Genomic DNA, 26,067 nt, shown 5'->3' with positions numbered 1-26,067 from the left:
AAGCCGTTGCAGGCAGCCCCTCGCCAAAGATGACAGATGCCATGACCGCCAGCCTGTTCGACGACCCACCCCAGCCCGCCCGGGCACCCGAGGTGCTGGAGCCCGGCGCCCTGGTGCTGCGCGGCTTTGCGCTGGCGCAGGCGGCGGACTTGCTGGCTGCGGTGCAGCAGATCACCGCCCAGGCGCCCTTCAGGCACCTCGTCACCCCCGGCGGCCTGACCATGTCGGTGGCCATGACCAACTGCGGCGCGCTGGGCTGGGTGAGTGACCGCAGCGGTTACCGCTATGACCGCTCTGACCCCCAGACCGGCCAGCCCTGGCCCGCCATGCCGCCGCTGTTTCGCCAGCTGGCGCTCGATGCAGCGCAGGCCGCAGGCTTTGCCCACTTTGCGCCCGACGCCTGCCTCATCAACCGCTATGCCCCCGGCACGCGCCTGTCGCTGCACCAGGACCGCGACGAAGGCAACTACGCCCACCCCATCGTGTCGGTGTCGCTGGGTGTTTCGGCGATGTTTCTGTGGGGTGGTGCGCAGCGGGCGGACAAGACCCGCCGTATTGCGCTGCTGCACGGCGATGTGGTGGTCTGGGGCGGGCCTGCGCGCTTGCGGTTTCATGGGGTGCTGCCCTTGCCCGAAGCACACCACCCGCGGACCGGTGCACACCGCATCAATCTCACTTTTCGCGCAGCAGGCTGAAGTACTGGCGCATGCTTCACGCCAGCCAAGGTGCGGCTGCTAACGGCATGGAAAAAGTCGATTCATTTTTTCCCAGTGAGGCAGTACGCAATCAGCCCAACTGATCTGGAAAAATCGCACGTGCGATCGATAAATACACAAGCACACCGAAGCAATGTTTTGAAACAAATTAAAAACTTGGCACCAATCACCAGCAACGAGACGCCTATAAGATTCGTTCGCCCTATAGAGTCAAGAGAGCTCCATTTCGGGTGACGCAATATGTGCGGGCACATGTTTTACAACATGGCTCGCGCCAAATACAAATCAACGTCTTAGTAGCCATGAAATTTTTCAAACATACCATTATTACCAGCTTAGTCATCACTGCATCGTCCGTTTTCGCACAATCACTCCCAGACATTGGAGAGGTGAAAATTGGGGCATTGCTTGCCACACAAAAACCGCTGATGGAAAAGGTGAATGCGGACTACAAATTCAGCGAAATCAAGACCCGCGAAGGTAAAGTGGTTGGAATTCAGGGAATTGCAGAAAGCAAGGATAACAGAGTCAATGACCACATGATTGCGCTGCAGGATGACTCTGGGAAAATTTGGTTTTTGGGACGTGCTCAAAAATACCCAGAAGGTGGCTATATTCCCACAGCAACTTTTATTTCAGCACTGAAGCAGAAATATGGTGCCCCTTCTGACGTTACACCCGATCAGCTGTCCATGCTGTGGGCTTATGACAGAAATTATGCCTTGACGAATATTAAGGGATCTACCATGTGCCCCTTTGGAGCGGGCGGCAACGTCACCACGCCACGCACAGATTTATCCAGATTAAAAGGCGACAGCATTAACTTGGCCGTACCAGCGGCCTTTGAGCCAAACTGTGGGATTCAAATGAATGCAAAATTGAATCGCCACTATGGCTCCGACATGATCACCGGATCAGCGATCCAAATCGTTGACCACAAGGTTCGCTACGACGTGCTGGAAAAGAAAAACAATGAAGAAGAAGCCGCGCGGAAAAAGGCGCTGGATGCCATGAAAGATAACAAGCCCAAGCTGTGACACACCGGCGGCGCAGGTAACAAGGCCAGGGGTCCCGCGGTCTGTACATGCGGTTAGCGGACGTTGTAGCCTGTGGCGCTACCGATGGATGCGAGCATCCGGTCCGCTTCCTTGCGCCCCCGCAGATCCTGAGCCACCGTGATCCTCCTGCCGCTGTGCAGCAGAGCTTCAATGCGGAAATACACCTCGCGGCGGTTGTTGATCTCCATGGAGTAGCTTTCGGTCACACACAGCCGGACGATATCGTGGGGAGGCACCTGGTGCCAGCGCAGCATCAGGCCCAGCAGGCGACGCTCGGTGCGCAGGCCGGTGTGGTCCAGCTGCACGCGCAGGCTGTTGGCGATGGCGTAGAAGCTGGCCAGCAGCACCACACCGCCCACACCGCCAAACAGCAGGCGGAACAGCCACGGCGCCACATCGCCCGATGATTCCTGCTCCCAGGGCACCAGCCCCCCGACGGTCAAAAACACAGCCCCCACCAAGGCCAGCGCCAGCTTGAGTCCCCACCAACGGCCCGCCGGAAAGTACATGGCCACCCCGCCGGGCGTGCGCTCCACCCGCCCGGGCATGCCTGGCGCCAGCGACTGGGCGCCACTGCCCGCACGGCCCTGCGGGGCGCGGGTGGGGCGCAGCACATACACCAGCAGACCGACGCCCACGCCGCCAAACACCACCACAAACACCATCTTCAGGGCCAGCAGGCCGGGCCGCAGGCTGCGGTCAATGACGGCGTCCGCAGGATCGGACGGACTGACCCAGACCTGAACGGGCGCGCCGTCGCGCAGTGCCTGCTCCAGCCGCACACCCAGCGCTTCCTGAAAATCGCCCACGTTGTCGCCACCACCGCTGATCGCCACGCGCTCGCCCTGGTACTCACGCCCCGCCACTTGGTAACGGTAGGTGGCCTTGACGGTGTAGGAGCTGGATTTGCTGCTGCGGCTGGTCTCCAGCCGCGCAGCCACCAACGTGGCCGGAATGGGTTGCCACCACTGCATGCGTGCCCAGTCGTACAGCGTGGGCAGCACACTGAGCAGCAGCATGCCCACACCCACGGCTGCAAATGGCAGGGCAAACAGGCCCAGCAGCCAGCCCCCAGCGCGCTTGCCGCCACGGGCAGCCGGGTCGCGTGCACCCTGCGCATGGGTTGAGGAAGAGCGTTTGGTCATGGACAAAGTTCAGGGCAAATAAGACAACAAACCGACGCGGTGATGGCCCTGGTGAGTGCCGCCACATTCGGCCTGGACCGGGGCGACCAGCCTTGCACGGTCAGATTCTGCGGCGCGTCCCCGGGCTGCGCAATCTGCCATGCGGACAGCAGGCCATTTCAACGCGTTGGCCGCCGATTTATGGTGTTTTTGGCCACAAGCGCTAGTGGAACATGCCTGGATAGCTATCATATTAATAGCAGTTCACTTCCTGCGACTTGGGTTGCGGCGCCCGACACCACCTGCGGCATCTTTGACAGAATGCGTCCATGGTCACCGCTCCCACCCCTTCACACCCCCCGCACGCCGCCGCGGACCGCCCGGCCCAGTTCTGGCTCATGAAGTCCGAGCCGGACGAGTGCTCCATCGACGACGCTCTGGCCGCGCCCAAAGCCACTGTCCCCTGGACCGGCGTGCGCAACTACCAGGCCCGCAACTTCATGCGCGATGCGATGCAGGTGGGTGACGGCGTGCTGTTCTACCACTCCAGCTGCCCCGAGCCCGGCATCGCCGGCCTCGCCCGCGTGGCCAGCGGCACCCGCCCCGACCCCACGCAGTTCGACCCCACATCGCCCTACCACGACCCCAAATCCCCGGCAGACAACCCCCGCTGGCTGCTGCTGGATGTGCAGGCGCTGCGCAAGACGCGGCTGATCAGCCTGGCCGAGCTCCGCGCCCACCCGGCGCTGGCGGAGATGCGGGTGTTGCAAAAAGGCAGCCGCCTGTCCATCACACCGGTAGAGGCGTCTGAGTGGAGCTACATCACCGAAGTGCTGATGCAGGGCGGCTGATGCCCGTTGGTGCAGCTGGTGAGCGGCGGCCCAAGAACGGTCACAAGCTGCGCTCGGCCGACACATGCCCCTTGTCGGCGTACATGGCCTGGTCCGCCGCACGCAGCAGCTCGAACGTGGTGGTGCCGTCGCGGGGGTAAAGGGCGGTGCCGACGGCGGCCGACACGCTCACCACGCGGCCCTCACCCAGATCGATGGGCTGCTCGATGGCCGCCATCACCCGGCGCAGCGCCTGGTCCACCTCGGCCGGGTCCTTCACGGCGGTGAGCACCAGCACAAATTCGTCCCCACCGATGCGGGCCGCCGTGTCGTTGCCCCGCACCTGCTTCAGCAGGCGGCGGGCGGTGACCTTGAGCACCTCGTCGCCCATGTCGTGCCCGTAGCGGTCGTTGATGGGCTTGAAGCCGTTGAGATCGAGATAACACACTGCCGCCTGGGTCTGGGTGCGGTCGCTCAGGGCAAAAGCCTGGGCCATGCGGTCGGCCAGCAACAGCCGGTTGGGCAGGTGGGTGAGCCCATCGTGGAAGGCGATGTGCTCCACCTGCTCCTGGTACTGCTTCATGGCGGTGATGTCCTGCATGAGCCAGAGCGACTCGCCCTGCCCCTCCAGCAATACCCCATTGACGTCAATCCACACCATCTCGCCCGTCACCTTGCGCATGCGGCGCTGCTGCCGGTAGTGCTGGCCAGAGGCCAGCACCGCGTAGGCATCGCGGCCAAATGCCAGAAAGTCCTCCTGGTCCACGTACATCTCTTCCGTCGTTCGCCCCTGCAGCGTGCCGGGCGCATAGCCAAAGATGCGTTCCAGCGCCGGGTTGCGCCAGACGATGACACGGTCCTTGACCTTGGCGATGCCGATCAGGTCGTTGTCCAGCATCGCCTGCTGCTCCAGGTTCAGCGTGTGCAGTTGCTGGCGCGCGGCGTGCAGCTCGCTCACGTCGTACATGATGGAGCGGCTCATCACATAGTCGCCCTGCGCATTGAGGATGGCAGTGGACGACACGCTCACCCGCCGCTGGACGCCACCACGGCCACACAGGTTGAACTCCAGCGGTCCGATCTTGCCCGTCTGCAAGAACACCGGAAAACACGCGGTGAACAGCGCCTTGCCCTCGTCATCAAAAAAGTCTGCGGGGCCCAGCTTGCCGATGACCTCCTCGCGCGGCAGGCCCAACCACTGCAGGGTGAGCAGGTTCAGGTGCACATATTTGCCCTGGCGGTCCAGCGCGTAGTACCCGCAGGGCGCGTGGTCATACAGGTCCTGGAATTGCTCTGAGGCCTGTGCCAGCTCGGCCTCCAGCTGGCGGCGCTCGGTGATGTCGCGCCCCACAGACTGCCATTCCACCAGCTGCCCCGCATCGTCAAACAGCGCACGGTTGCTGAACTGGCACCAGCGGATGGAACCATCGCCCGACACCACGCGGTTTTCGATCACCACCACCGGATTGCGAGGGTGGATGGCGGCGAGCTTCTGTGTGACCAAGGGCAAATCGTCCGGGTACACGATGGGCGACCATACCCGCCCCAGCACATCCTCGCGGCGCAGATGAAAGAGCCTGCAGAACGCATCGTTCACAAACGTCATGCGGTTGTTGGCGTCAAAGCGGCAGATGATCTCGGTCTGGTCTTCGAGAATCGACAGGTAGCGCTGCTCGGTTTGCTGCAGGGCCAGGGTGCGCTCGATCACGCGATGCTCCAGCTCGGCGTTGGCCTGCTCCAGCGCGGCCTTGCCGTCTATCAGGCCCTGGGTCATGTTCTGCAGGGCGGAGCGCAGATGCTGGAACTCCACCGTGTCCATTTCAAAATCAAGCGCCGCCACCTGGCCCGAGGCCTGCACCTGGCGAGCCGCCTCGGCCAGCCGCTCCACGGGCTGGCTAAAGCGCCGCGCCGCCCAGTAGGCCAGAGCCACCAGCAGGGCCGCCATCAGCCCCAGCAGCAGCGCGAGCAGCGTGTGCAAGCGGTTGATGGGCGCAAGCGCCATCTCCAGAGGCTGCCGCGTGACCAGCATCCAGCCCAGGTCCGTGACCGTCTGTGCGCGCACGGGCACCACGGCAGTCAGGTAGGTCTCCTTGGGGTCATCGCCCCAGGACATGACCTGGAACGTACCCTGCGACGGAAGAATGGGCAGCGCCGCACGGGGCTGTTCGACCGCGCCTGCGGTGTTGATGACGCCGTCCTTGTTCACCAGCAGAACCTCCAGCCCGCCTGTCATCGGAGACTGCGGTGTGGCGCGGCGAATGATGTCCTGCACCCAGGCCCAGTTCACATGGGCCGACACCACGCCTTTGAGTACCGAGTCCTGCCCCCGAACGGGCGACGCATAGTCCATGAAGCGCAGGGGCACCGGGCTGCCGGGTGCGCGCAGCAGTTTGTCCAGCAACACCGCATCGTGGGCATCGCCCACATAGGGCCCTTGCTGGCCCGCGCTGAACCAGGGGCGCTGCGACACGTTTTGGCCCCGCAGCAGGTTCCCGGTGGACACCTGCACCACGCCCTGCGCGTCGGTCACGCCAATCCAGGAGTAAAACGGGTAGGACTGGCGGATTTGCTCCAGGTGCGCTTGTAGTTGGGGTGCGTAGCCGTCGTCACGGGTCAGCATGGGCAGGTAGCTGAGCAACGCGATCTCGCGCTCACGCTCTTGCATGCCCTGGGCCAGCGCCAGCGCGATGGGCTGGCTGGCACTGACCAGTGATTGGCCACTCAGCTCGGTCAGGTGCCGCGTCAGCACCTGGTCGGCCACCAAGCCAATCGCCAACCCCGCCAGGACTGCCGTACCGCCAAACAGCAAGGTCAGCCGCGAGCGTGTGGTCTGCAGCCATGAAGACACAGCAGGCATCAGGGTCATGAGGCAGCGGGGATTTCAGTGTTTGACAGCTGTCGATTCTGGCATCGAAAGCGCTGTGCAAGTCGCCGCCTGGCAACGCAGCAGGGTGGTAGAAACCCGTTCGGTGACGCACCCTGCTTCGCTGCGAGTACCGCTGCCTCTATGCTGCCCCCATGACCGCTGCCAAAACCCTGCTGATCGTCTACCACTCCCACACCGGCGGCACCCGGCAGATGGTGGACGCGGCCTGCGCGGGAGCGGTGGCAGCCGACAGTGGCGTGGAGGTGCGGCTGCTGGCCGCGCCCCAGGCCCAGGCCGCCGATGTGCTGGCGGCGGACGGCTATCTGTTTGCCACCCCAGAAAACCTTGCAGCTGTCAGCGGACTGCTCAAGGACTTTTTTGACCGCACCTATTACGCGGCGCTCGACCAGATCAATGGCCGCCCCTACGCCACCCTGGTCTGCGCTGGCAGCGACGGAACCAATGCCGCCCGCCAGATCGCACGCATCGCCACGGGCTGGCGCCTCAGGCAGGTGGCGGACCCACTGATCGTCTGCACCCACGCGCAAACGCCCGAAGCCATCCTGGCCCCCAAACAGATTGCATCGACCGACCTGGAGCGCTGCCGCGCGCTGGGCGAAGCCATGGCGGCAGGGCTGGGGATGGGGGTGTTCTAGAACAGGCTCTCAGGCCGGCGCCGCCAGCTCGGGCGCCTGGTACACCAGCACCTTCAGCGCCCACTCCGGCTCCACATCCGCAAACACGGGTGGATTGGCCACGCGCTCCACAAACCGCAGATCGGGCGCCAGCTCCTGCATCTGGTCCTGCAAAAAGGCCAAGCCCAACTCGGGCGCATTGAGGCACAGCAGCGCGTGGCCGCCGGGGGCCAGCAGGTCGGGCAGGCGGCGCATAAGGCGGGCGTAGTCCTTGGTGGCGACAAAGCTGCCCTTCTGGTAGCTGGGCGGGTCCACGATGACCAGGCCGTAAGGGCCGCTGCGGTTGATCTTGCCCCAGCTGCTGAAGATGTCGTGCGGCAAGAAGGCGGCGCCCGTGGTGATGCCGTTGAGCTGGTGGTTCTGCTGCCCGATGCCGATGGCGCCGTGGCTCATGTCCACGTTGACCACCTGTTTGGCGCCCGCCTGCAGTGCCACCACCGAAAACGCGCAGGTGTAGGCAAACAGGTTCAGCACCTTGAGGCCATAGCGGTCTGCACTGCGCGCTGCGGCGTAGTTGCGCACCCATTGGCGGCCTGCGGCCATGTCCAGAAACAGGCCGTGGTTCTGGCCGCGCAGCACATGCGCGCGGTAGCGCACGCCCGCTTCGGTGACCACATGGGGGTCGGGCACCGCACCTGCCATCAGGCGGGTTTCACTGCGCCCCTCGATGCGCAGGGCCTCGCCCCGGTGCTGGAAGACCCAGTTCAGCGGCTGGCCTTCCGGCGCAATCTGGGACCAGCGTGCCTGCAGCGCCTCGCCGACGGTCGCCAGTTCAGCGTCGCTGGCTGGCGCAAAGCTCGTCAGCACGAACACTGGCGGATACGCATCCAGCACCCACTGCTCGCAGCCCGGAAACAGCCCACCCCGGCCGTGGAAGACGCGCTGGGCGTCGGTGGGCAGGGGCATGGAGGCAATGGCGTCGAGCAGGGCTTGCATGGAGAAAAGGGCTGGCAAAAAACAATTTCAGAATCAAAACGGCATGATGTGCTAGTCCAGCATGCCTGGGCAGCTATTGATTCAATAGCAATTGAGCATTATCGCCGCCAGCACTGGCGCAGACACCCACCAGAGACAGCGAATTGCCGTGGGCCCGGCTACGCCGGCCCGTCGGTGCCAGGCAGCCCCTGCCGCCCCAACCACTGCTTGCGCGATGTGCGCAGCTTGAAGCGCTGGCGGTACGCCCCTGGCGTCACCCCGGCCACGCGGGTGAACACCTTGCGAAAACTGCCCGTGTCGTTGTAGCCGCATTGCTGCGCCACATCGTCCACCGTGAGGTAGGTGGTCTGCAGCAGCGCCTGGGCCTGGGCAATGCGCAGCCGGTGCAGGTAGTCCTGAGGTGTTTCGCCATGCACCTGGGCAAACCAGCGCAGCAATGTGCGCGGGCTGGTGGCGGCGGCGCGGGCCGTGGCCTGCAGGCTGTAGGGCTCGTTGCGGTGGTCCTGCAGCCAGCGCCGCGCCTGCTCCAGTGCGCCCGCAGCCAGCGGGTTGCCCGTGGGGGTCTCCATGGCGGTGGTGGCGGTCAGCTGGCGCTGCGGGTCAAAAAGCAGCGCGTGCGATGCGGCCTGCGCCAGCTCGGCCGCCGGTGTCTGGGCCAGCAGGTCCAGCATGGCGGCCAGGGTGTCCTGCAGGGATGCGGTGGTCCACAGGGCACCGTCACGCTGCCAGGTTCGCTCCCGCTGCCAGGCCACCTCGGCCACATAGGCCGTCCTTGCCCCACTCTCGCTGGACTGCAGCACGATGGACGGCGCAAACACCCACGGCAGCGCCGCCTTGCGCCCAGCCAGCAAGCCACAGTGCGCCAGCAGGCTGGACCCGTTGAATAGCGCAGCCACCAGCCCGCCCCGCTGCAGGTGGCCCTGCAGCATGGCGCCAAAGTGCTCGCTGTAGCGCCGACTGATCTCACGCAACTGCGGCCCCGTGGGGACCAGCCAGCCGGGGATGACGACCACATCCAGCGGCTCCGAGCCCAGTTCCGCGCCAGGCACTGGCGGTGGGGTGGCGTCGCGCTCGTGCGGCATCTGCAGCCACAACCAGCGCACCACGGGCTGCGCGCCCCCAGGGCGCATCGCCGCCAGCATGTTCATGGCGCGCAGAGCGTCCACCGCAGCGGCGGCGGTGCTGGCAATGCTGCCGTGCCCCCAGAGGATGCCCACGTTCAGGCAGGACGGCAGTGCAGTTTTGGCAGTGGGCATGGTGGCGATCTTGCCACCCTTTGTGGCCAAAACGCCACCGCTTCTCGGTGTTACCGGGCAGTAGCATGACCGTGCGACGACAGCGCCCCGCAGCCATGGCCCTGCGCTGCGGGCCCACACAAACGGAGACACCCACCCATGCACGAACCCTCAACCCATCGCGGCCTCTCGATGGCCCTGACCACCCTGGGCGCGGCCTGCACCGCCCTCTTTCTGGCGGGCTGCGCCAGCCAGCCAGGCGCTGCACACGCAGATCGCAGCGTGACCATTGAGCGCACCACCTACGGCATTCCACACATCACCGCGAACGACCCCGAATCGCTGGCCTACGGCGTGGCCTATGCCTACGCGCAGGACAACGTCTGCATGACAGCCGACCAGCTCGTGACCGCGCGCGGCCAGCGCAGCAGCACCTTCGGCGCCCAGACCATCGGGCTGCTGGGCCGCCGCTACATCCCCAATGCGCAGATCGACCTGTTCATGGCAGCCCACATGGACGACGCCATGCTGGAGCGCGCCTGGGCCAAGACCAGTGCCGAAACGCAGGCCCTGGCGCGTGGTTATGTGGCGGGCTACAACCGCTTCCTGGCCGACAACGCCGCCACCCTGCCCGATGCCTGCCGGGGCAAGCCCTGGGTGCAGCCCATGACCCTGGCCCAATACCGCCGCATGGCCGAGGTGGTGGCCGTGCAGGCCGGTATTGCCGCGCTGGCCGATGGCATGCTGGGCGCCCAGCCGCCCGCCGCCAAGGCCGCGCAGGCGCCCTCTGCTGAAGTGAACCTGGCCGATGCCGCGCAAGCGCTGCGCGACGTGGGCCTGCTCGACTCGCCCCTGGGCTCCAACGCCTGGGCCTTTGGCAAGGATGTGACGGCCAACGGCAACGGCATGCTGCTGGGCAACCCGCACTTCCCGTGGAGCGGCCCCAACCGTTTCTATGAAATGCACCTGACCATGCCCGGCCAGATGGACGTGATGGGCGTGGGCATTGGCACCTACCCCATGGTCTCCATCGGCTTCAACAAGGACGTGGCTTGGTCACACACGGTGTCCACCGGCAAGCGTTTCACCTTCTACGAAGTGACGCTGGCCGAGGGCGACCCCACCACCTACCTGGTGGACGGCAAGCCCGAGAAGATGACCGCCCGCAAGGTCAGCGCCCAGATCCCCGGCCCGGATGGCAAGCTGCAGACGCAAGAGCACACGGTGTGGTCCACCCGCTGGGGCCCGCTGGTGGTGGTGCCCCGCGCGGGCCTGACCTGGAACGCCAAGACCGCCTACGCCCTGCGCGACGCCAACACTGGCAACACCCGCATGATGGACGCGGCCCTGGCCTTTGCCCGCGCCCGCTCGGTGCAGGACCTGCACAAGGCGCACGCCAACCTGGGCCTGCCCTGGGTGAACACGCTGGCCGCCGACCGCAGCGGCCAGGCCATGTATGCCGACGTGAGCGTGGTGCCCGATGTGGATGCCGTCCAGCTCGCCCGCTGCGCACCCAGCCAGCCCGCCGCCGCGCTGCGCGCCGCTGCCGGCCTGGTGGTGCTGAACGGATCACGCGCTGACTGCGACTGGCGCCGCGACAGCGCATCGCCCGTGCCGGGGCTCATCCCCATCGGCCGCATGCCCGTGGCCTTCCGCACGGACTGGGTCCACAACAGCAATGACAGCTTTGTCTACACCCACCCCGGCCAGAAGTTTGAGGGCATCTCGCCCCTGGTGGGCGACGCCAGCCTGACCCGGCCACGCACCCGCGCCGGTCTGGCCGAGATTCCTGAAATGCTCGGCCGGGGCAAGGTCACGCTGCAGGCCATCCAGGGCCAGTTGTTTGAGAACCGCAACTTCATGGCCCAGGTGGTGGTACCCGACCTGCTGGCCGCCTGCGACAAGGCGCCCACGGCCGAATCGCGCGACGGCTGTGCGGCCCTGAAAGGCTGGGACCGCCGCAACAACGTCGATGCCCGCGGCGCCCATGTGTTCCGAGAGTTCTGGCGCACTGCGCGCAACATCCCCGGCGTGCACCGCGTGCCCTTCGACCCTGCGCAACCCGTGGCCACCCCTGCAGGCCTGAAGATGGAGGACGCCGCCACCGCCGCCAAAGTGTGGGAGGCGCTGGACGGCGCCGTCAAGGCCATCCGCACCAGCGGCTACACGCTCGACGCCACGCTGGGCAGCGTGCAGCGCCCCGCCATCACCGAAGAAGCGATTGCGCTACACGGCGGCGAGGAGTTTGAAGGCGTGCTCAACAACCTGGGCCGCCAGGAGCCCGCACCCATCAACAAGGCAGGCTTGCGCATCGACTACGGCACCAGCTATGTGCAGACCGTGACCTTCGACGCCAAGGGCCCAGTGGCCCAGGCCATCTTGACCTATGGCCAGTCCACCAACCCCGCATCGCCCCACGCCAACGACCAGATGCGCGAGTTCTCGGCCAAGCGCTGGCACACCCTGCCCTTCCACCGCGACGATGTGGTGAAGGCGCGCGTGGGCGAGCCGCTGCGGCTGGTGCGGCCTTGAGCACCTGCGAGCACCGCCTTTTTTACAGGGCGGTGCCTCGCAGGTCCAAGGCCACATACTGCAGCAGCATGATGGTCTTGCCGTCCTGGATCGTGCCGTTGGCAATGCCGGCCAGGGCGTCGGCCAGCGGCATCTCGATCACCTCGATGTCCTCGCCCTCTCCCTCCAGGCCGCCGCCGCTGCGAATGCGGTCGCCGGGTTCGTACTCGGCCACGAAAAAGTGCAGCTTTTCCGTCACCGAGCCCGGGCTCATGTAGGCCTCAAACACCTTGCGCGGCTGGCGCACGCGGTAGCCGGTTTCTTCCTCGGCCTCGCGGCGGATGCAGGTTTCGGGGTCGTCACCGTCGAGCAGGCCCGCGCAGGTCTCGATCAGCAGGCCGTCAGCGCAACCGTTGAGAAAGGCGGGCAGCCGGAACTGGCGCGTCAGCACCACGGTGCAGCGACCCGGGTCAAACAACAGCAGTGCGGCGCCATTGCCCCGGTCGTAGGCCTCGCGGTTCATCGTCTGCCATTGGCCGTCGCGCCGGCGCAGCGAGCAGGTGACCCTGCGCAGCACGTACCAGTTGTCGGAGAGCACCTGCACATCCAGCAGCTTCACATGCTCGGTGCGGGCGTTCAGCTCAGCGATGGGCACATCGGGCACAGGGCGGCTCATGCAATACCCCCCGCCGGCGGGCTTGGGTAGCGACGCACGGCAAGCGCCAGCGCGAAGGCAGTGTGGTCGGGTAATGAGTGCATGGTTTTGACAAGATTGATTTACGCAATATCATGCACAAACATGCAAATTCGTGCAATCAATTCGTGTAACCCTTCATGCTGACCACCCAACGCAAACAGCTTCTGCTCGACCGCCTGCGTCGGGACGGCCAGATCGTGGCGAAGGCCTTCAGCGAGGAGCTGGGCATCTCGGAAGACACCGTGCGGCGCGACCTGCGCGAACTGGCTGCGGAGGGCCGCTTGCAGCGCGTGCACGGCGGCGCCCTGCCCGCCTCGGCCGCAGTGGGCCGCTTGCAAGTGCGTGAGCAACTGGCCCCCGAAGACAAACGCGCCCTGGGCCGCGCCGGGGCCGCGCTGGTGTTGCCCGGCCAGGTGGTGATCCTGGATGGGGGTACCACGTCGTTGCAGGTGGTGCAGCACCTGCCGCTGGACTTGCGCGCCACTGTGGTCACGCACAGCCCCACCGTAGCGGTGGCGCTGGCTGGGCACACGCAGGTGGAGGTGCTGGTGCTGGGAGGGCGCTTGTTCCGCCACTCCATGGTGAATGTGGGTGCCAGCGTGGTCGAGGCCGCCGCGCAGTTACGGGCCGACCTGTACCTGATGGGCGTGACCGGCGTGCATGCCGAGGCCGGTCTGACCACGGGAGATTTTGAAGAAGCCGCCGTCAAACGCGCCCTGCACCAGCGGGCGGCAGAAACGGTGGTGCTGGCCTCGATCGACAAGCTGGGTACGGCATCGCCGTTCAGCGTGGCCCCCTTGCACGAACTGGCCGCGCTGGTGGTGCCTGCCGCCACACCGCAGGCACTGCGCAAAAAGCTGCAGGCCGGTGGCGCCAAGGTGGAGATCGCAGCGGCCTGATCACGCAACTAGGCAGTAGCGGCGCCAGCGCCCTGGCGCAGGTGCGCGACCAGCGCCGCAGCAAAGCCCGTCAGCACCGCCCCCTTGCGCACGCAGATCTGAAGGTCGCGCTGCGCCCAGGGCTCGCCCAGCTCGACCAGCACCGGCGGCTCGCTCAGGCCCGCCACCTGCAGGGCCGCTCCCCGGGGCACCAGGCCAATGCCCACGCCCGCCCCCACCATGCGGCACACGGCTTCAAAGCTGCGCACCTGAATGCGCACGTCCAGATGCCGCCCCAGCGCGGCAGCGGCGTTGGTCGTGAAGGTGTGGATGGCCGAGCCCGCGTGCAGTATCACAAAGGCCTGGTCCAGCACCTCGGCAAAACCCACGCGGCCACGCCCTGCCAACGCATGGCCTGCGGGCACGATGAGCACCAGGCGGTCCTGCCGGTAGGGTGACAACTCCACACCCGCGTCCGTGCCACTGTCGGCCAGCACACCCACCTCGATCTCGCCGCTGGCCACTGCGACCACGATCTCTGCGCTGGTGCGCTCCTCCAGGCTCACGCTGACCTGCGGGTGCTGCCTCAGGAAACCCGCCAGGTCGTCGGGCAGAAAGGTGTGCGTGGCATGGGTATTGGCCCACAGGCTCACATGGCCCCGGATGCCGCTGGCAAAGGGCGAGAGGTTGGCATGCATCTGCTCGACGCTGGCCAGCACCTGGCGCGCATTGCGCAGCAGGGCCTCGCCCGCCCGGGTCAGCGCCACGCCCCGGGTCTGGCGCTCGAACAGCGAGGTGTTCAGCGCCTCCTCCAGCCGGCGCAGCCGGTGGCTGGCCGACGACGGCGCAAGGTAGGCGCGTGCAGCGCCGCGCGTGAGGTTGCGCTCTTCGGCAATGGCGACAAAAAGGCGCAGATCGATCAGGTCATAGGTCAATGGAGGCCCCTCTCACGTTCGTTTTTGACGAACGCATGGTTGCGGCAATGCCAATTGTGCCTGCCGTGTCTACAAGGCACTATCGCCGCATCCTTTCATATTGCCACTGCCCCATGTGCACTGCGTTCGCTGTTTTCGCATGGTCTGGCAGTTTCTACGCCACCCCACTCACCATCCCCCCATGCCCTGGAAACACTGGTCCGCCGAACGCCTTGGCCTCCTCCTTGCCATCCTGGCAGCGCTGGGCTTCTCGTTCAAAGCCATCTTCGTGAAACTGGCCTACGCGGTGCCCCAGGCCACGCCCGTGGACTCCGTCACCCTGCTGTGCCTGCGCATGGCGTTTTCCGTGCCGGTGTTTGCCTGGGTCGGCTGGCNGGCACCACTTGCCCGGCGCGACTGGCTGCTCGTGATTGCGCTGGGCCTGCTGGGCTACTACGGCGCGAGCATCCTCGACTTCATCGGCCTGCAATACATCACCGCCAGCCTGGAGCGGCTGATCCTGTTCACCTACCCCACACTCACCATCCTGATCGGCGTGCTGTTCATGGGCAAGCGGGCATCCCGGCGTGAGATGGGGGCGCTGCTGCTGTCCTACGCGGGCATCGGCCTGGCCTTTGCGCATGACCTGCACATTGCGGGCAACACGCGCGCCGTGCTCATCGGCGCGGGCTTTGTGTTCGGTTCGGCCCTGTCGTACGCTTTCTACCAGGCGGGCAGCGAGCCCGCCATCCGCAGGCTAGGCGCTGCACGCTTCACGGCACTGGCGATGCTGGTGTCCACCGGCGCCACGCTGTTGCATTTTGTGGTGTCACAACCTGCGGGTGCCTTGATTCAGCCTGCGCCGGTCTACCTGCATGCGCTGGGCATGGCCGTGTTCTCCACGGTGTTGCCGGTGTTCATGGCATCGGCCGCAATCCGCCGCATTGGCGCATCCAAGACCGCGCTGATCGGCACGCTGGGCCCCATCCTCACCATTTTTTTTGGCGTCTGGCTTCTGGATGAACCATTGACGTGGTGGCAGATGGGTGGTGCGGCGCTGGTACTCGCGGGCGTAATGCTGATCAGCAAAATCAGCATACAACCTGGCTTGATGCGCTGGATGAACAGGACTTTTCTGCTCTAAAAAAAGTAGCATAGCACTCGTCCCCCACGATCTGCCGATTCACTGCGCTCCAACGTGCGATGGCAGACGTGGACGCAAAAAAGCCCGCACGGAGCGGGCTTGAGCCGAAGGCGAAACCCCGTTCAGGCGCGCGGAATGGGGGCGCCCGAGTTCACGCACAACGCCATGTTCAGCGCCTTGATCGCCGTCTTGTAGTCCTCGCGTTCGATCACGAACTGCATGTTCACCTGGCGCAGGGTCTGCGACACGCAGTTCACATTGACGCTCGCATCGGCCAGCGCCTGTGCGGCCTTGGCCAGCACGCCTGGGATGCCGATGTTGGAGCCGATGGTGCACACAATCGCGCTGGGCTTGATCGTCACGACCTGGTAGTCCTTCTGCAGCTCGGCCACCAGCTCGGGCGTGACCTGGTTGTCCCACACCAGATGGGCGATAGAGTTGGCGTTGGTCGCCTTGAGGATGTAGCTCACATCGTGTTTGCAGAACACGTTCATCAGGCCAGCATCAAAGCCCACGGTGCCCACCATGCTGGGGTCGTGGATCTCGATCAGCGTGACCTTGTCGGTGCCCGTGACGATCTCCACACGCGCGCGCTCGCCCACAAAATCCTTGGTGATCAGCGTGCCGGGGTGGTCGGGCTCAAAGGTGTTTTTCAGGCGGATCGGGATGCCAGCCAGTTCCATGGGCTTGGCGGCCTTGGGGTGGATGGCTTCCATGCCCACGTCGGCCAGCTGGTCGGCCACGTCGTAGTTGGTGGCGCCCACCACGATGGCGTTTTCCAGGCCCACCAGATTGGGGTCGGCCGACGACAGGTGGAATTCTTTGTGGATCACGGCCTCGGCGGGGCGCACTTCCACGGCGATCTTGCTGAAGGTGACCTCGGAATAACCGCGGTCAAACTCGCGCATGATGCCTTCGGTGCCCTTGGTGTAGCCGGTGGCCACCACCACCTTGTCGCTCAGGTCCAGGCCCTTGAAGCTGTTGGCAATGCGCTCGTCAATGGTCCAGGCTTCGTTGTCGTCAAAACCGGCCAGATCCATCAGCATGGCGTTGACGCCGTTGGCTTTGAGAATCTCGACGGAGTTGAATGCGCTGTGCGACTCGCCAATCGAAGCAAGCACCTCGCGCGCCGCGAGCAACACATCCTTGCGGCTGAGATAGCCGCTGGCCAGCACGTGCTGCATGGCGTTCAGATATTCGCGCGCCTGGCCAATGCGCTGGTCAATAAAGGCATCGGCCACATCCAGCGGCAATCCCAGGTCAGCGTAGCCGGCGTTCAGTTTTTTGAGGCTGACCGCCAGTTGGGTCAACGCATCTTGGTAACCCTTGCCTTCGGCAAACAGGGCATAGATGCCGCGCTCGCCCGTCTTCTTGTGCTCCAGCAGCTGGTTCGTCACGCCCGAATAGGCAGACACCACGTAGATCCGGCCGTTAATGCGCTTGGGGTCGTGCAGCACGATGTGGCGCAGCACATCGCCAAAGGCGGTCATGGAAGTGCCGCCGATCTTCTCGACAGAGATCTTGGAGGAAGTTACGTCTTGCATGGACAAGCAAAAAGGAGCAGTGAAAAAACAGGCCGGGCCGAACCGATGACCGGCGGGGACTGACGACGAAAACCCCCTATTTTCGCCCATATTGGAAGCACGCCCGATCGTCGGCCGCCGGCCCAGGGTCACACCACGCCCTCGTCCCCCTCGCAAAGCCGTGCCACCGGGCTCCCATGCGGCCAGCGCCGCTGCTGCACCGCCAGTTCGATCGAAGGCGTCAAGTGAAGCCGGGGCGACTCACTGCGCTTGCACCGCTCCGTCGCGCACCACCCATTGGGCGCCCCAATGTCTTGACCACTGTTCTGCCAGACGGAGGAAGCTGCCATCACGCTTCATGGCGTCCAGCGCGTCTTGCCAGCTGCGCACCACAGCCTGGTCTGTGCGTTTGGACATGCCTATGTACAGGCGATTCACAAAGAGTTCGTAGACCGGCTCGAAGTCGGCCGGGTCCAGACCTGCATCGCGAGCGGTGGTGGGCAGATCCATGTCGGTCATGACCAATGCGGTGACCTTGCCTTCGAGCAGCTTGCGGAATGCGGTAGCCCAGTCTGGCGAGTAGTCCAGGTTGCGAAAATCCTTGCCCCTGAGGAACTCCTCTTTGGAATCGCCCTTGATGACCGCGATGCTGGGCAGCTTGCGCGCCTCGTACAAGCTCTTGACGGTGACGCCGCTCCCTTTTTTGATAAACAGCACAGCGTTGCTGTGAACCAGCGGGCCGACCCAGTGGAACTGGTTCTCGCGACTGGGTGTGCGCGCCATGGTGAACAGCACGGCATTGGGCTCGGTCTGCAGCGCGGCGTAACTGCGCTCCCAGGAGGTGATGCGCACCTGTGCCTGATGCCCGGTGCGAGCCAGAATCTCGCGCACTACATCAGGGGAAAAACCTTTGACATCCGCACCGCTCGCGTCCTGCTTGTTGGCGGCATCGGTGTAGTTCAGCGGGGGTTCGTGCGCCGTGCCGACGATGAGCTGCACGCCGCGCGAGAGCTGCCCAGCCAATTCCTTGGACTCTTGCCGAATGCGCAGTGCCGCTGCGGGACGGGCTACTTGCCGCTCGCTGGCCCGTGCGATGGGCAGCTCTGGCAGCGCATTGGCCGGAGGAAGGCCGGCCACGCGGAATGCAGCTGCCGCGTAGCGCAGCCCGGCAGCCCGGGTCTGCAGGGTTTCCGCATGCACGCTGGCATCGTGCAGGAGCTCGGCATAACGTTCGGTCACGACATCCAGGTGGTCCAGCGAGCCGCTCAGTTGGGAAATATCGCGCTCCTGCTGCTGGGTGACCGCAGCTATCTCTTCCATGATCTGGGTGACTTGCTGCGAGCTGGCGTTGATCTCGTCCATGGAGTTCGCCACCTGGTCGGCCAGCTTGGCAGACTGCGCAATCTTCTCCACAGAGCCCGCAATCAGGGTCTTGATCTCCTTCGCCGCACTCGCGGAGCGCTGGGCCAGCGTGCGCACCTCTGAAGCCACCACCGCGAAACCCTTGCCCTGTTCGCCCGCGCGTGCAGCCTCCACCGCTGCATTGAGCGCCAGGATGTTGGTCTGGAATGCAATGCCATCAATGACACCAATGATCTCCTCGATCTTTCCCGAGGATTCACTCAGGGCATCCATGGTGTTGGTCATCTTGCTGACCACCTCATTACCTCGGGTCGCAATATCGGAGGCGAAACGCACCGACTTTTGAGAGTCTGCGGTCCTGCTGCCCGCTTGTTTGACTGTGTCGATCAGGCTACCAATGTGGGATCTGCTTTGCTGCAGCAACTCGGTCTGCTGCGACATATTGGTGGCCAGATCCAGGTTATTGGACGAAAAAGTGACCGATTCCACAGCCACCGTTTCGGCCTCTTGCCGTAATAGCCCGATTTTTTCAGCCAGCGAGTCGCGCAGTGCATGAATTGCCGCCAGGGCACTGCTGGATTCGGTTCTCTGCGTTGCGGTGGAGGCCATTAATTGGCCTGCGCTCAAGTGGGCGATGTGTTCGCTCAACGCGTCGGGACTGCCACCCAACTGGCGGGCTACGGACCGATGTAGACGAACCAAGGCGACGCCGACAAGCACCGCAGCAGCCAACAGAAGCCACATCAAGCGTTGCCAGGCGGCATCAAAGGCGCTGGGAGCAACTTGCAGATCACTGTGCAAGCTCCAGGCGCTGGCAGCCAGCACCACAAAGCTGGACGCGCAGACAAGGCCCCAGACGAAGAAATGTGAACCTAACGAGGCATTTTGTTTCATGCAGGGTCTCACCAAAAGAGTGATTCGTAGTGACCCCTTAGCAAACTTGATGCCCACAGTAACAAAAAGTCACAGGCTCTGAGATGCCCATGCGGACCCCGTGCAGACTTAGCGCAACCACTCCAGCGCACGCAGCCACTGTTGGCTCGTGCTTGCCGGCATGCACGCCAGAAAATGAAAAGGCCGCGCAACCCCTTCTGGGCTTGCGCGGCCAGCGACCGAACCGGCAGCGTTCTCAGCGAATCATCGGATCACTTCTTCTGTGGTGGCACGTCCGTGCAAGACCCGTGGGCAATCTCCGCCGCCATGCCGATGCTTTCGCCCAGCGTGGGGTGCGGGTGGATGGTCTTGCCGATGTCCACCGCGTCGGCTCCCATCTCGATAGCCAGGGCGATCTCGCCGATCATGTCGCCCGCATGGGTGCCGACCATACCGCCGCCCAGGATCTTGCCGTGGCCATGGGCTTCGGGCGAGTCGTCGAACAGCAGCTTGGTCACGCCCTCGTCGCGGCCGTTGGCGATGGCGCGGCCGGAGGCCGTCCAGGGGAACAGGCCCTTCTTGACCTTGATGCCCTGGGCCTTGGCCTGGTCTTCCGTCAGGCCCACCCAGGCCACTTCGGGGTCGGTATAGGCCACCGATGGGATCACGCGGGCGTTGAAGGCGGCGGCGGCCAGCTCCTTGTTGCCTTGCAGTTCACCTGCTATCACTTCAGCCGCCACGTGCGCCTCATGCACCGCCTTGTGCGCCAGCATGGGCTGGCCCACGATGTCGCCGATGGCGAAGATGTGCGGCACGTTGGTGCGCATCTGGATGTCGACGTTGATGAAGCCACGGTCCGTCACAGCGACGCCAGCCTTCTCGGCAGCGATCTTCTTGCCGTTGGGCGTGCGGCCCACGGCCTGCAGCACGAGGTCGTACACCTGGGGCGCGGGGGCGGCGCCCCCATCTTCCGCTGCGGCAAACGTCACCTCAATGCCTTCGGGCGTGGCCTTGGCGCCCACCGTCTTGGTCTTGAGCATGATGTTGTCAAAACGCTTGGCGTTCATCTTCTGCCAGATCTTGACGAGGTCGCGGTCGGCGCCCTGCATCAGGCCGTCCATCATTTCGACCACATCCAGGCGCGCGCCCAGCGTGCTGTACACGGTACCCATTTCGAGGCCGATGATGCCGCCGCCCAGGATGAGCATGCGCTTGGGCACTTCCTTGAGCGCCAGGGCGCCAGTGGAGTCGACCACGCGTGGATCGTCGGGCATGAAGGGCAGGCGCACGGCTTGGCTGCCGGCAGCGATGATGGCCTTCTTGAAGGCGATGACCTTCTTGGTGCCCGTCTTCTCCTGCGCAGTGCCGGTGGTTTCTTCCACTTCGAGGTGGTTGGCACCCACAAAGGCACCATAGCCACGCACGGTGGTCACCTTGCGCATCTTGGCCATGGCGGCCAGGCCGCCGGTGAGCTTGCCGATGACTTTCTCTTTGTGGCCGCGCAGCTTGTCGATGTTGACGGCGGGTACGCCGAAGTCCACGCCCAGGTCGGCCATGTGGCTGACCTCGTCCATGACGGCTGCCACGTGCAACAGCGCCTTGGAGGGGATGCAACCCACGTTCAGGCACACGCCGCCCAGGGTGGCGTAGCGTTCGACGATGACGACCTTGAGGCCCAGGTCGGCCGCACGGAAGGCGGCGCTGTAGCCGCCGGGGCCGCCGCCGAGCACGAGCACGTCGCAGTCCAGATCAGCGGAGCCAGCATAGCTGGATGCTACTGGATTGATAGCTGCCGGCACATTATTTACCTGTGCTACAGCCGGTTTCTGCTCTGAAACTGCAGGCGCTGGGGATGCGGCAGGCGCTGGAACGGCTGCGCCTGCACCCTGCACTTCCAGCGTCAGCACCACCGAGCCTTCGGCGATCTTGTCGCCGAGCTTGACCTTGAGTTCCTTGACCACACCAGCGTGGCTAGACGGGATCTCCATGGAGGCCTTGTCGGACTCCACGGTGATCAAGCTTTGCTCGGCCTTGATGGTGTCGCCGGGTTTGACCAGCACTTCGATGATGGCCACTTCGGCGAAGTCGCCGATATCAGGCACCTTGATGTCGATGATTGCCATGGTGTGTCTTGCCCTTTCGTTACATCACGATGCGGCGGAAATCCGCCAGCAGCGAGGCAAAGTACACGTTGAAGCGTGCAGCAGCGGCGCCGTCGATCACGCGGTGGTCCCAGCTCAGGCTCAGGGGCAGCATGAGGCGCGGCGCAAATTGCTTGCCGTCCCACTTGGGCTCCAGGCTGCTCTTGCACACGCCCATGATGGCGACTTCGGGAGCGTTGATGATGGGCGTGAAGTAACGCCCGCCAATGCCGCCCAGGGAGCTGATGGAGAAGCAGCCGCCGGTCATGTCGGCCGGGCCGAGCTTGCCGTCGCGCGCCTTCTTGGCCAGGTCGCCCATCTCTTGGCTGATCTGGAGGATGCCCTTCTTGTCTGCGTCGCGGATGACCGGCACAACGAGGCCGTTGGGCGTGTCGGCCGCAAAGCCGATGTGGTAGTAGTTCTTCAGCACCAGCTGATCACCGTCGAGCGAGCTGTTGAACTCAGGGAACTTCTTGAGCGCGGCCACGGCGGCCTTGATCATGAAGGCGAGCATGGTGACCTTCACGCCGCTCTTCTCGTTCTCTTTGTTGAACTGCACGCGGAAGGCTTCGAGGTCGGTGATGTCCGCGTCGTCGTGGTTCGTGACGTGCGGGATGACGACCCAATTGCGGTGCAGGTTGGCGCCGCTGATCTTCTTGATGCGCGAGAGATCCTTGCGCTCCACCGGGCCGAACTTGGTGAAATCCACCTTGGGCCAGGGCAGCAGGTCCAGCCCCACGCCGGAGCCGCCAGATGCAGCAGCGGGCGCCTTGGCGGCCTGGGCCTTGGTCTGCACCGCACCTGCCATCACCTGCTTGGTGAAGGCGGCCACGTCGTCCTGGGTGATGCGGCCCTTGGGGCCGGTGCCCTTGACTTCGTCGATGGGCACGCCCAGTTCGCGGGCGAACTTGCGCACCGAAGGCGATGCATGGGGCAGGCCTGCCGTGGGAGTGCCGGGCTGGTGGACAGGGACAGCCACCGAGGCGGTGGCAGCGGCGGGTGCTGCGGCTGCCACCGCAGGAGCAGCCGCAGCCACTGGGGCTGGTGCCGGCGCAGCGGCCGCAACGGGTGCTGCTACAGGCGCTGCAGCAGCTGCCGTACCTTCAAGCAGAGCCACCAGATCACCAATGTTGACGGTGTCGCCAATCTTGACCTTGAGTTCCTTGAGCACGCCAGCGGCAGGCGACGGGATCTCCATGGAGGCCTTGTCGGATTCGACGGTGAACAGGGACTGCTCGACCTTGATGGTGTCGCCGACCTTGACCAGCATCTCGATGACGGCCACGTCCTTGAAGTCGCCGATGTCGGGCACGCGCACTTCGACCGGGCCAGTGGCCGCAGAGGCTGCGGGGGCAGCAGCAGCAGCAGCAGGAGCTGGCGCAGGTGCCGCCACCGGGGCGGGAGCCGCCGCTGCAGGAGCCAGCGCAGCGGCCGGGGCTGCGGCTGCGCCCGCGTCAGCGGACTCCACCACGGCAATCACCGAGCCTTGTTTGACCTTGTCGCCCAATGCAATCTTGAGTTCCTTGACCACGCCTGCGTGGCTGGATGGGATTTCCATCGATGCCTTGTCCGATTCGACCGTGATGAGCGACTGCTCGGCCTTCACGGTGTCACCCACCTTGACCAGCAACTCGATCACGCCCACTTCGTCGAAGTCCCCGATGTCCGGGACTTGAATGTTGACCAATGCCATTGTTCTGTCTCCGTTCGTTTTATGCGTAGAGCGGGTTGATCTTGTCAGCATTGATGCCGTACTTGGCGATCGCCTCGGCCACCTTGGTGGCGGGCAGCACGCCGTCTTCGCTCAGCGCCTTGAGGGCGGCCACGACGATGTAGTGGCGGTTCACCTCGAAGTGCTCGCGCAGCTTGCTGCGGAAGTCGCTGCGACCAAAACCGTCGGTGCCCAGCACCTTGTAGTTGCGGCCCTTGGGCACAAAGGGACGGATCTGCTCTGCATAGGCCTTCATGTAGTCCGTGGATGCGACCACGGGGCCCGTGCTGCTGCCCAGTTGCTGCGCCACGAACGGCACACGCGGGGTTTCCAGCGGGTGCAGCAGGTTCCAGCGGTCCACGTCCTGGCCTTCGCGGGTGAGTTCGTTGAAGCTCGGGCAGCTCCAAACATCGGCCTGCACGCCCCAGTCGGCGGCCAGCAGGGTTTGGGCGGCCAGCGACTCGCGCAGGATGGTGCCCGAACCCAGCAGTTGCACGCGCTTGTCACCCTCGGCGCCGGGCTTGCACAGGTACATGCCCTTGATGATCTGCTCTTCCGTGCCTTCCACGAGGCCCGGCATCGGGTAGTTCTCGTTAAGCAGCGTGATGTAGTAGAAGACGTTTTCCTGCTGCTCGACCATGCGCTTGAGACCACGGTGCATGATCACCGCCACTTCGTGGGCAAAGGTGGGGTCGTAGCTCACGCAGTTGGGAATGGTGTTGGCCAGGATGTGGCTGTGACCATCTTCGTGCTGCAGGCCTTCACCGTTGAGCGTGGTACGGCCCGAGGTGCCACCCAGCAAGAAGCCACGGGCCTGCATGTCACCCGCAGCCCAGGCCAGGTCGCCAATGCGCTGGAAGCCGAACATCGAGTAGTACACGTAGAACGGCACCATGATGCGGTTGTTGGTGCTGTAGCTGGTGGCGGCAGCGATCCAGCTGGCCATGCCGCCGGCTTCGTTGATGCCTTCCTGCAGGATCTGGCCGGCCTTGTCTTCCTTGTAGTACATCACCTGGTCGCGATCGACCGGGGTGTACAGCTGGCCCTTGGGGTTGTAGATGCCGATCTGGCGGAACAGGCCTTCCATGCCGAAGGTGCGGGCCTCATCCACCAGGATGGGCACCACACGCGGCCCCAGGGCCTGGTCGCGCAGCAGTTGCGTGATGAAGCGCACGTAGGCCTGGGTGGTGGAGATTTCACGGCCTTCGGCCGTGGGCTCCAGGATGGCCTTGAAGGTCTCGATGGCGGGCACGGTGAAGTGCTCGTCCGCCTTGGGACGACGCTTGGGGAGGTAGCCACCCAAGGCCTTGCGGCGCTCGTGCAGGTACTGCATCTCCGGGGTGTCATCGGCCGGTTTGTAGTACGGAATGTCAGCCAGCTGGCTGTCCGGGATCGGGATGTTGAAGCGGTCGCGGATGTACTTGATGTCCTCGTCCGACAGCTTCTTGGTCTGGTGCACGGTGTTCTTGCCTTCACCGGCCTTGCCCATGCCATAACCCTTGACGGTCTTGACCAGCAGCACGGTGGGCTGGTTCTTGTGCTCATTGGCAGCGTGGAAGGCGGCATACACCTTGGCGGGCTCGTGGCCGCCACGGCGCAGCTCGAAAACCTCTTCGTCGGTCATGTGCTCGACGAGCTTGAGCGTCTCGGGGTACTTGCCGAAGAAGTTCTTGCGCACGAAGGCGCCGTCGTTGGCCTTCATGGCCTGGTAGTCGCCGTCCAGCGTTTCCATCATCAGCTGCTTGAGCTTGCCGGTCTTGTCGCGGGCCAGCAAGGCATCCCAGCCATTGCCCCACAGCAGCTTGATCACGTTCCAGCCCGCGCCGCGGAACTCGCCTTCGAGTTCTTGCACGATCTTGCCGTTGCCCCGCACCGGGCCGTCCAGGCGCTGCAGGTTGCAGTTGATCACGAAGACCAGGTTGTCGAGGTTTTCGCGCGCGGCCAGGCCGATGGCGCCCAGGGATTCGGGTTCGTCCATTTCACCGTCGCCGCAGAACACCCACACCTTGCGGTTTTCGGTGTTGGCAATGCCACGGGCGTGCAGGTACTTGAGGAAGCGGGCCTGATAGATGGCCATCAATGGCCCCAGGCCCATGGACACCGTAGGGAACTGCCAGAACTCGGGCATCAGCTTGGGGTGCGGGTAGCTGGACAGGCCCTTGCCGTCCACTTCCTGGCGGAAGCTGTCGAGCTGCTCTTCGCTCAGGCGGCCCTCAAGGTAAGCGCGCGCATAGATGCCGGGGGCGCTGTGGCCCTGGATGTACAGCAGGTCACCGCCGTGGTCTTCGCTGGCGGCATGCCAGAAGTGGTTGAAGCCCGCACCGAACATGCTGGCCACCGAGGCAAATGAACCAATGTGACCGCCCAGGTCGCCGCCGTCGGCAGGGTTCAGGCGGTTGGCACGCACCACCATGGCCATGGCGTTCCAGCGCATGTAGGCGCGCAGGCGCTTTTCGATGGCGATGTTGCCAGGGCAGTGCGCCTCTTTTTCCGGCTCGATGGTGTTGACGTAACCCGTGTTGGCAGAAAACGGCAGGTCGATGCTGCTCTGACGGGCGTGTTCAAGAAGTTGTTCCAACAGGAAGTGGGCGCGCTCTGGGCCCTCCTTGTCGATCACGGCGGACAGCGCGTCCATCCATTCACGGGTTTCTTGCTGGTCGGTATCGGAACCGATGCCGAAACCGGCCTGAGGGTCGGGCTGAGCTGACATGCTTTGTCTCCTGTAGGTGTGGCAGCAATTTAGTACGTTGGCTCTAGTTTCGCATATTTTTTCGTAATTTCAAATGGTGCCTATTCATTTCATATTGCAATAATTTGCTGCAGACGCACATGATGCGGAAGGCCTGAGCGCTC

At 64.4% G+C, this 26,067-nt stretch carries 18 protein-coding genes and 1 pseudogene; 7 read left to right on the top strand and 12 right to left on the bottom strand.

All coding sequences use genetic code 11. The annotated features are described in order from the left end of the window. The first annotated feature begins 41 nt into the window (after nucleotides 1-41). Together alkB and ACTJKQ_RS03585 are read left to right on the top strand one after the other, a co-directional pair. On the top strand, nucleotides 42-695 hold the full coding sequence (gene alkB / locus ACTJKQ_RS03590) for a DNA oxidative demethylase AlkB (protein ID WP_440596018.1): 654 nt from the start codon (nucleotides 42-44) through the stop codon (nucleotides 693-695). A gap of 323 nt (nucleotides 696-1,018) precedes the next feature. Beyond that, entirely contained in the window at nucleotides 1,019-1,753 is a 735-nt protein-coding gene (locus ACTJKQ_RS03585) for a hypothetical protein (RefSeq protein WP_440596017.1), read from the top strand. A gap of 53 nt (nucleotides 1,754-1,806) precedes the next feature. On the opposite strand, the gene ACTJKQ_RS03580 is transcribed toward ACTJKQ_RS03585, so the two are convergent. Further along, complete coding sequence (locus tag ACTJKQ_RS03580; protein WP_440596016.1) at nucleotides 1,807-2,919, bottom strand: DUF3592 domain-containing protein; 1,113 nt, start codon at nucleotides 2,917-2,919, stop codon at nucleotides 1,807-1,809. A 308-nt stretch (nucleotides 2,920-3,227) separates the two neighbouring features. Between ACTJKQ_RS03580 and ACTJKQ_RS03575 the strand changes: the two genes are divergently transcribed. Further along, nucleotides 3,228-3,749: an EVE domain-containing protein gene (locus tag ACTJKQ_RS03575; RefSeq protein WP_440596015.1), complete on the top strand. Its 522-nt coding sequence runs from the start codon at nucleotides 3,228-3,230 to the stop codon at nucleotides 3,747-3,749. A gap of 40 nt (nucleotides 3,750-3,789) precedes the next feature. Here ACTJKQ_RS03575 and ACTJKQ_RS03570 read toward each other — a convergent pair whose 3' ends face one another. Next, nucleotides 3,790-6,594 carry a PAS domain S-box protein gene (locus ACTJKQ_RS03570; RefSeq protein ID WP_440596014.1) on the bottom strand — a complete coding sequence of 935 codons (2,805 nt, stop codon included), beginning with the start codon at nucleotides 6,592-6,594 and terminating at the stop codon, nucleotides 3,790-3,792. A 152-nt stretch (nucleotides 6,595-6,746) separates the two neighbouring features. On the opposite strand from ACTJKQ_RS03570, the gene ACTJKQ_RS03565 reads away from it, so the two are divergent. Then, nucleotides 6,747-7,250, top strand: coding sequence for a flavodoxin family protein (locus ACTJKQ_RS03565; RefSeq protein WP_440596013.1), 504 nt, complete (start codon nucleotides 6,747-6,749; stop codon nucleotides 7,248-7,250). A 9-nt stretch (nucleotides 7,251-7,259) separates the two neighbouring features. Here ACTJKQ_RS03565 and ACTJKQ_RS03560 read toward each other — a convergent pair whose 3' ends face one another. Together ACTJKQ_RS03560 and ACTJKQ_RS03555 are read right to left on the bottom strand one after the other, a co-directional pair. Continuing rightward, a complete protein-coding gene (locus ACTJKQ_RS03560) occupies nucleotides 7,260-8,225 on the bottom strand; it encodes a class I SAM-dependent methyltransferase (RefSeq protein ID WP_440596012.1) in 966 nt (321 codons plus the stop codon). Nucleotides 8,226-8,383: 158 nt separating this feature from the next. Next, the gene (locus ACTJKQ_RS03555; protein WP_440596011.1) at nucleotides 8,384-9,481 is read right to left on the bottom strand and encodes a GlxA family transcriptional regulator; all 1,098 of its coding nucleotides are present in this window, start codon (nucleotides 9,479-9,481) and stop codon (nucleotides 8,384-8,386) included. A gap of 138 nt (nucleotides 9,482-9,619) precedes the next feature. Here ACTJKQ_RS03555 and ACTJKQ_RS03550 point away from each other — a divergent pair, with 138 nt between their 5' ends. Continuing rightward, complete coding sequence (locus tag ACTJKQ_RS03550; protein ID WP_440596010.1) at nucleotides 9,620-11,992, top strand: penicillin acylase family protein; 2,373 nt, start codon at nucleotides 9,620-9,622, stop codon at nucleotides 11,990-11,992. A gap of 22 nt (nucleotides 11,993-12,014) precedes the next feature. Here ACTJKQ_RS03550 and ACTJKQ_RS03545 read toward each other — a convergent pair whose 3' ends face one another. Next, nucleotides 12,015-12,647 (bottom strand): NUDIX domain-containing protein, encoded by a 633-nt coding sequence (locus ACTJKQ_RS03545; protein WP_440596009.1) that lies wholly within the window; start codon nucleotides 12,645-12,647, stop codon nucleotides 12,015-12,017. A 158-nt stretch (nucleotides 12,648-12,805) separates the two neighbouring features. Here ACTJKQ_RS03545 and ACTJKQ_RS03540 point away from each other — a divergent pair, with 158 nt between their 5' ends. Beyond that, nucleotides 12,806-13,567, top strand: a complete 762-nt coding sequence (locus ACTJKQ_RS03540; protein WP_440596008.1) for a DeoR/GlpR family DNA-binding transcription regulator — start codon at nucleotides 12,806-12,808, stop codon at nucleotides 13,565-13,567. 8 nt (nucleotides 13,568-13,575) lie between these two features. Here the strand turns inward: ACTJKQ_RS03540 and ACTJKQ_RS03535 are convergent, their stop codons facing one another. Then, nucleotides 13,576-14,481, bottom strand: coding sequence for a LysR family transcriptional regulator (locus ACTJKQ_RS03535; protein WP_440596007.1), 906 nt, complete (start codon nucleotides 14,479-14,481; stop codon nucleotides 13,576-13,578). 139 nt (nucleotides 14,482-14,620) lie between these two features. On the opposite strand from ACTJKQ_RS03535, the gene ACTJKQ_RS03530 reads away from it, so the two are divergent. Next, nucleotides 14,621-15,604, top strand: a complete 984-nt coding sequence (locus ACTJKQ_RS03530; RefSeq protein WP_440596006.1) for a DMT family transporter — start codon at nucleotides 14,621-14,623, stop codon at nucleotides 15,602-15,604. 122 nt (nucleotides 15,605-15,726) lie between these two features. On the opposite strand, the gene ACTJKQ_RS03525 is transcribed toward ACTJKQ_RS03530, so the two are convergent. The 6 genes and pseudogenes from ACTJKQ_RS03525 to aceE form a co-directional block, all read right to left on the bottom strand. After that, complete coding sequence (locus ACTJKQ_RS03525) at nucleotides 15,727-17,148, bottom strand: aspartate kinase (protein WP_440596005.1); 1,422 nt, start codon at nucleotides 17,146-17,148, stop codon at nucleotides 15,727-15,729. 240 nt (nucleotides 17,149-17,388) lie between these two features. Beyond that, on the bottom strand, nucleotides 17,389-18,447 hold the full coding sequence (locus ACTJKQ_RS03520) for a substrate-binding periplasmic protein (protein ID WP_440596156.1): 1,059 nt from the start codon (nucleotides 18,445-18,447) through the stop codon (nucleotides 17,389-17,391). Further along, nucleotides 18,424-18,930 (bottom strand): annotated as a pseudogene (locus tag ACTJKQ_RS03515) (methyl-accepting chemotaxis protein); the annotation flags it as partial. The gene ACTJKQ_RS03520 and the pseudogene ACTJKQ_RS03515, both read right to left, overlap by 24 nt. Nucleotides 18,931-19,634: 704 nt before the next feature. Then, on the bottom strand, nucleotides 19,635-21,485 hold the full coding sequence (gene lpdA / locus ACTJKQ_RS03510) for a dihydrolipoyl dehydrogenase (protein ID WP_440596004.1): 1,851 nt from the start codon (nucleotides 21,483-21,485) through the stop codon (nucleotides 19,635-19,637). A gap of 19 nt (nucleotides 21,486-21,504) precedes the next feature. Next, nucleotides 21,505-23,196 carry a dihydrolipoyllysine-residue acetyltransferase gene (gene aceF, locus ACTJKQ_RS03505; RefSeq protein WP_440596003.1) on the bottom strand — a complete coding sequence of 564 codons (1,692 nt, stop codon included), beginning with the start codon at nucleotides 23,194-23,196 and terminating at the stop codon, nucleotides 21,505-21,507. A gap of 19 nt (nucleotides 23,197-23,215) precedes the next feature. Continuing rightward, nucleotides 23,216-25,924 carry a pyruvate dehydrogenase (acetyl-transferring), homodimeric type gene (gene aceE, locus ACTJKQ_RS03500; protein ID WP_146870831.1) on the bottom strand — a complete coding sequence of 903 codons (2,709 nt, stop codon included), beginning with the start codon at nucleotides 25,922-25,924 and terminating at the stop codon, nucleotides 23,216-23,218. Between the last annotated feature and the right edge of the window lie 143 nt (nucleotides 25,925-26,067).

The organism is Acidovorax sp. 22279, from assembly GCF_052045435.1.
Lineage (GTDB): Bacteria > Pseudomonadota > Gammaproteobacteria > Burkholderiales > Burkholderiaceae_C > Acidovorax > Acidovorax delafieldii.
The sequence above is the reverse complement of the archived record's forward strand: the minus strand, read 5'-3'. Positions and strand labels throughout refer to the sequence as shown.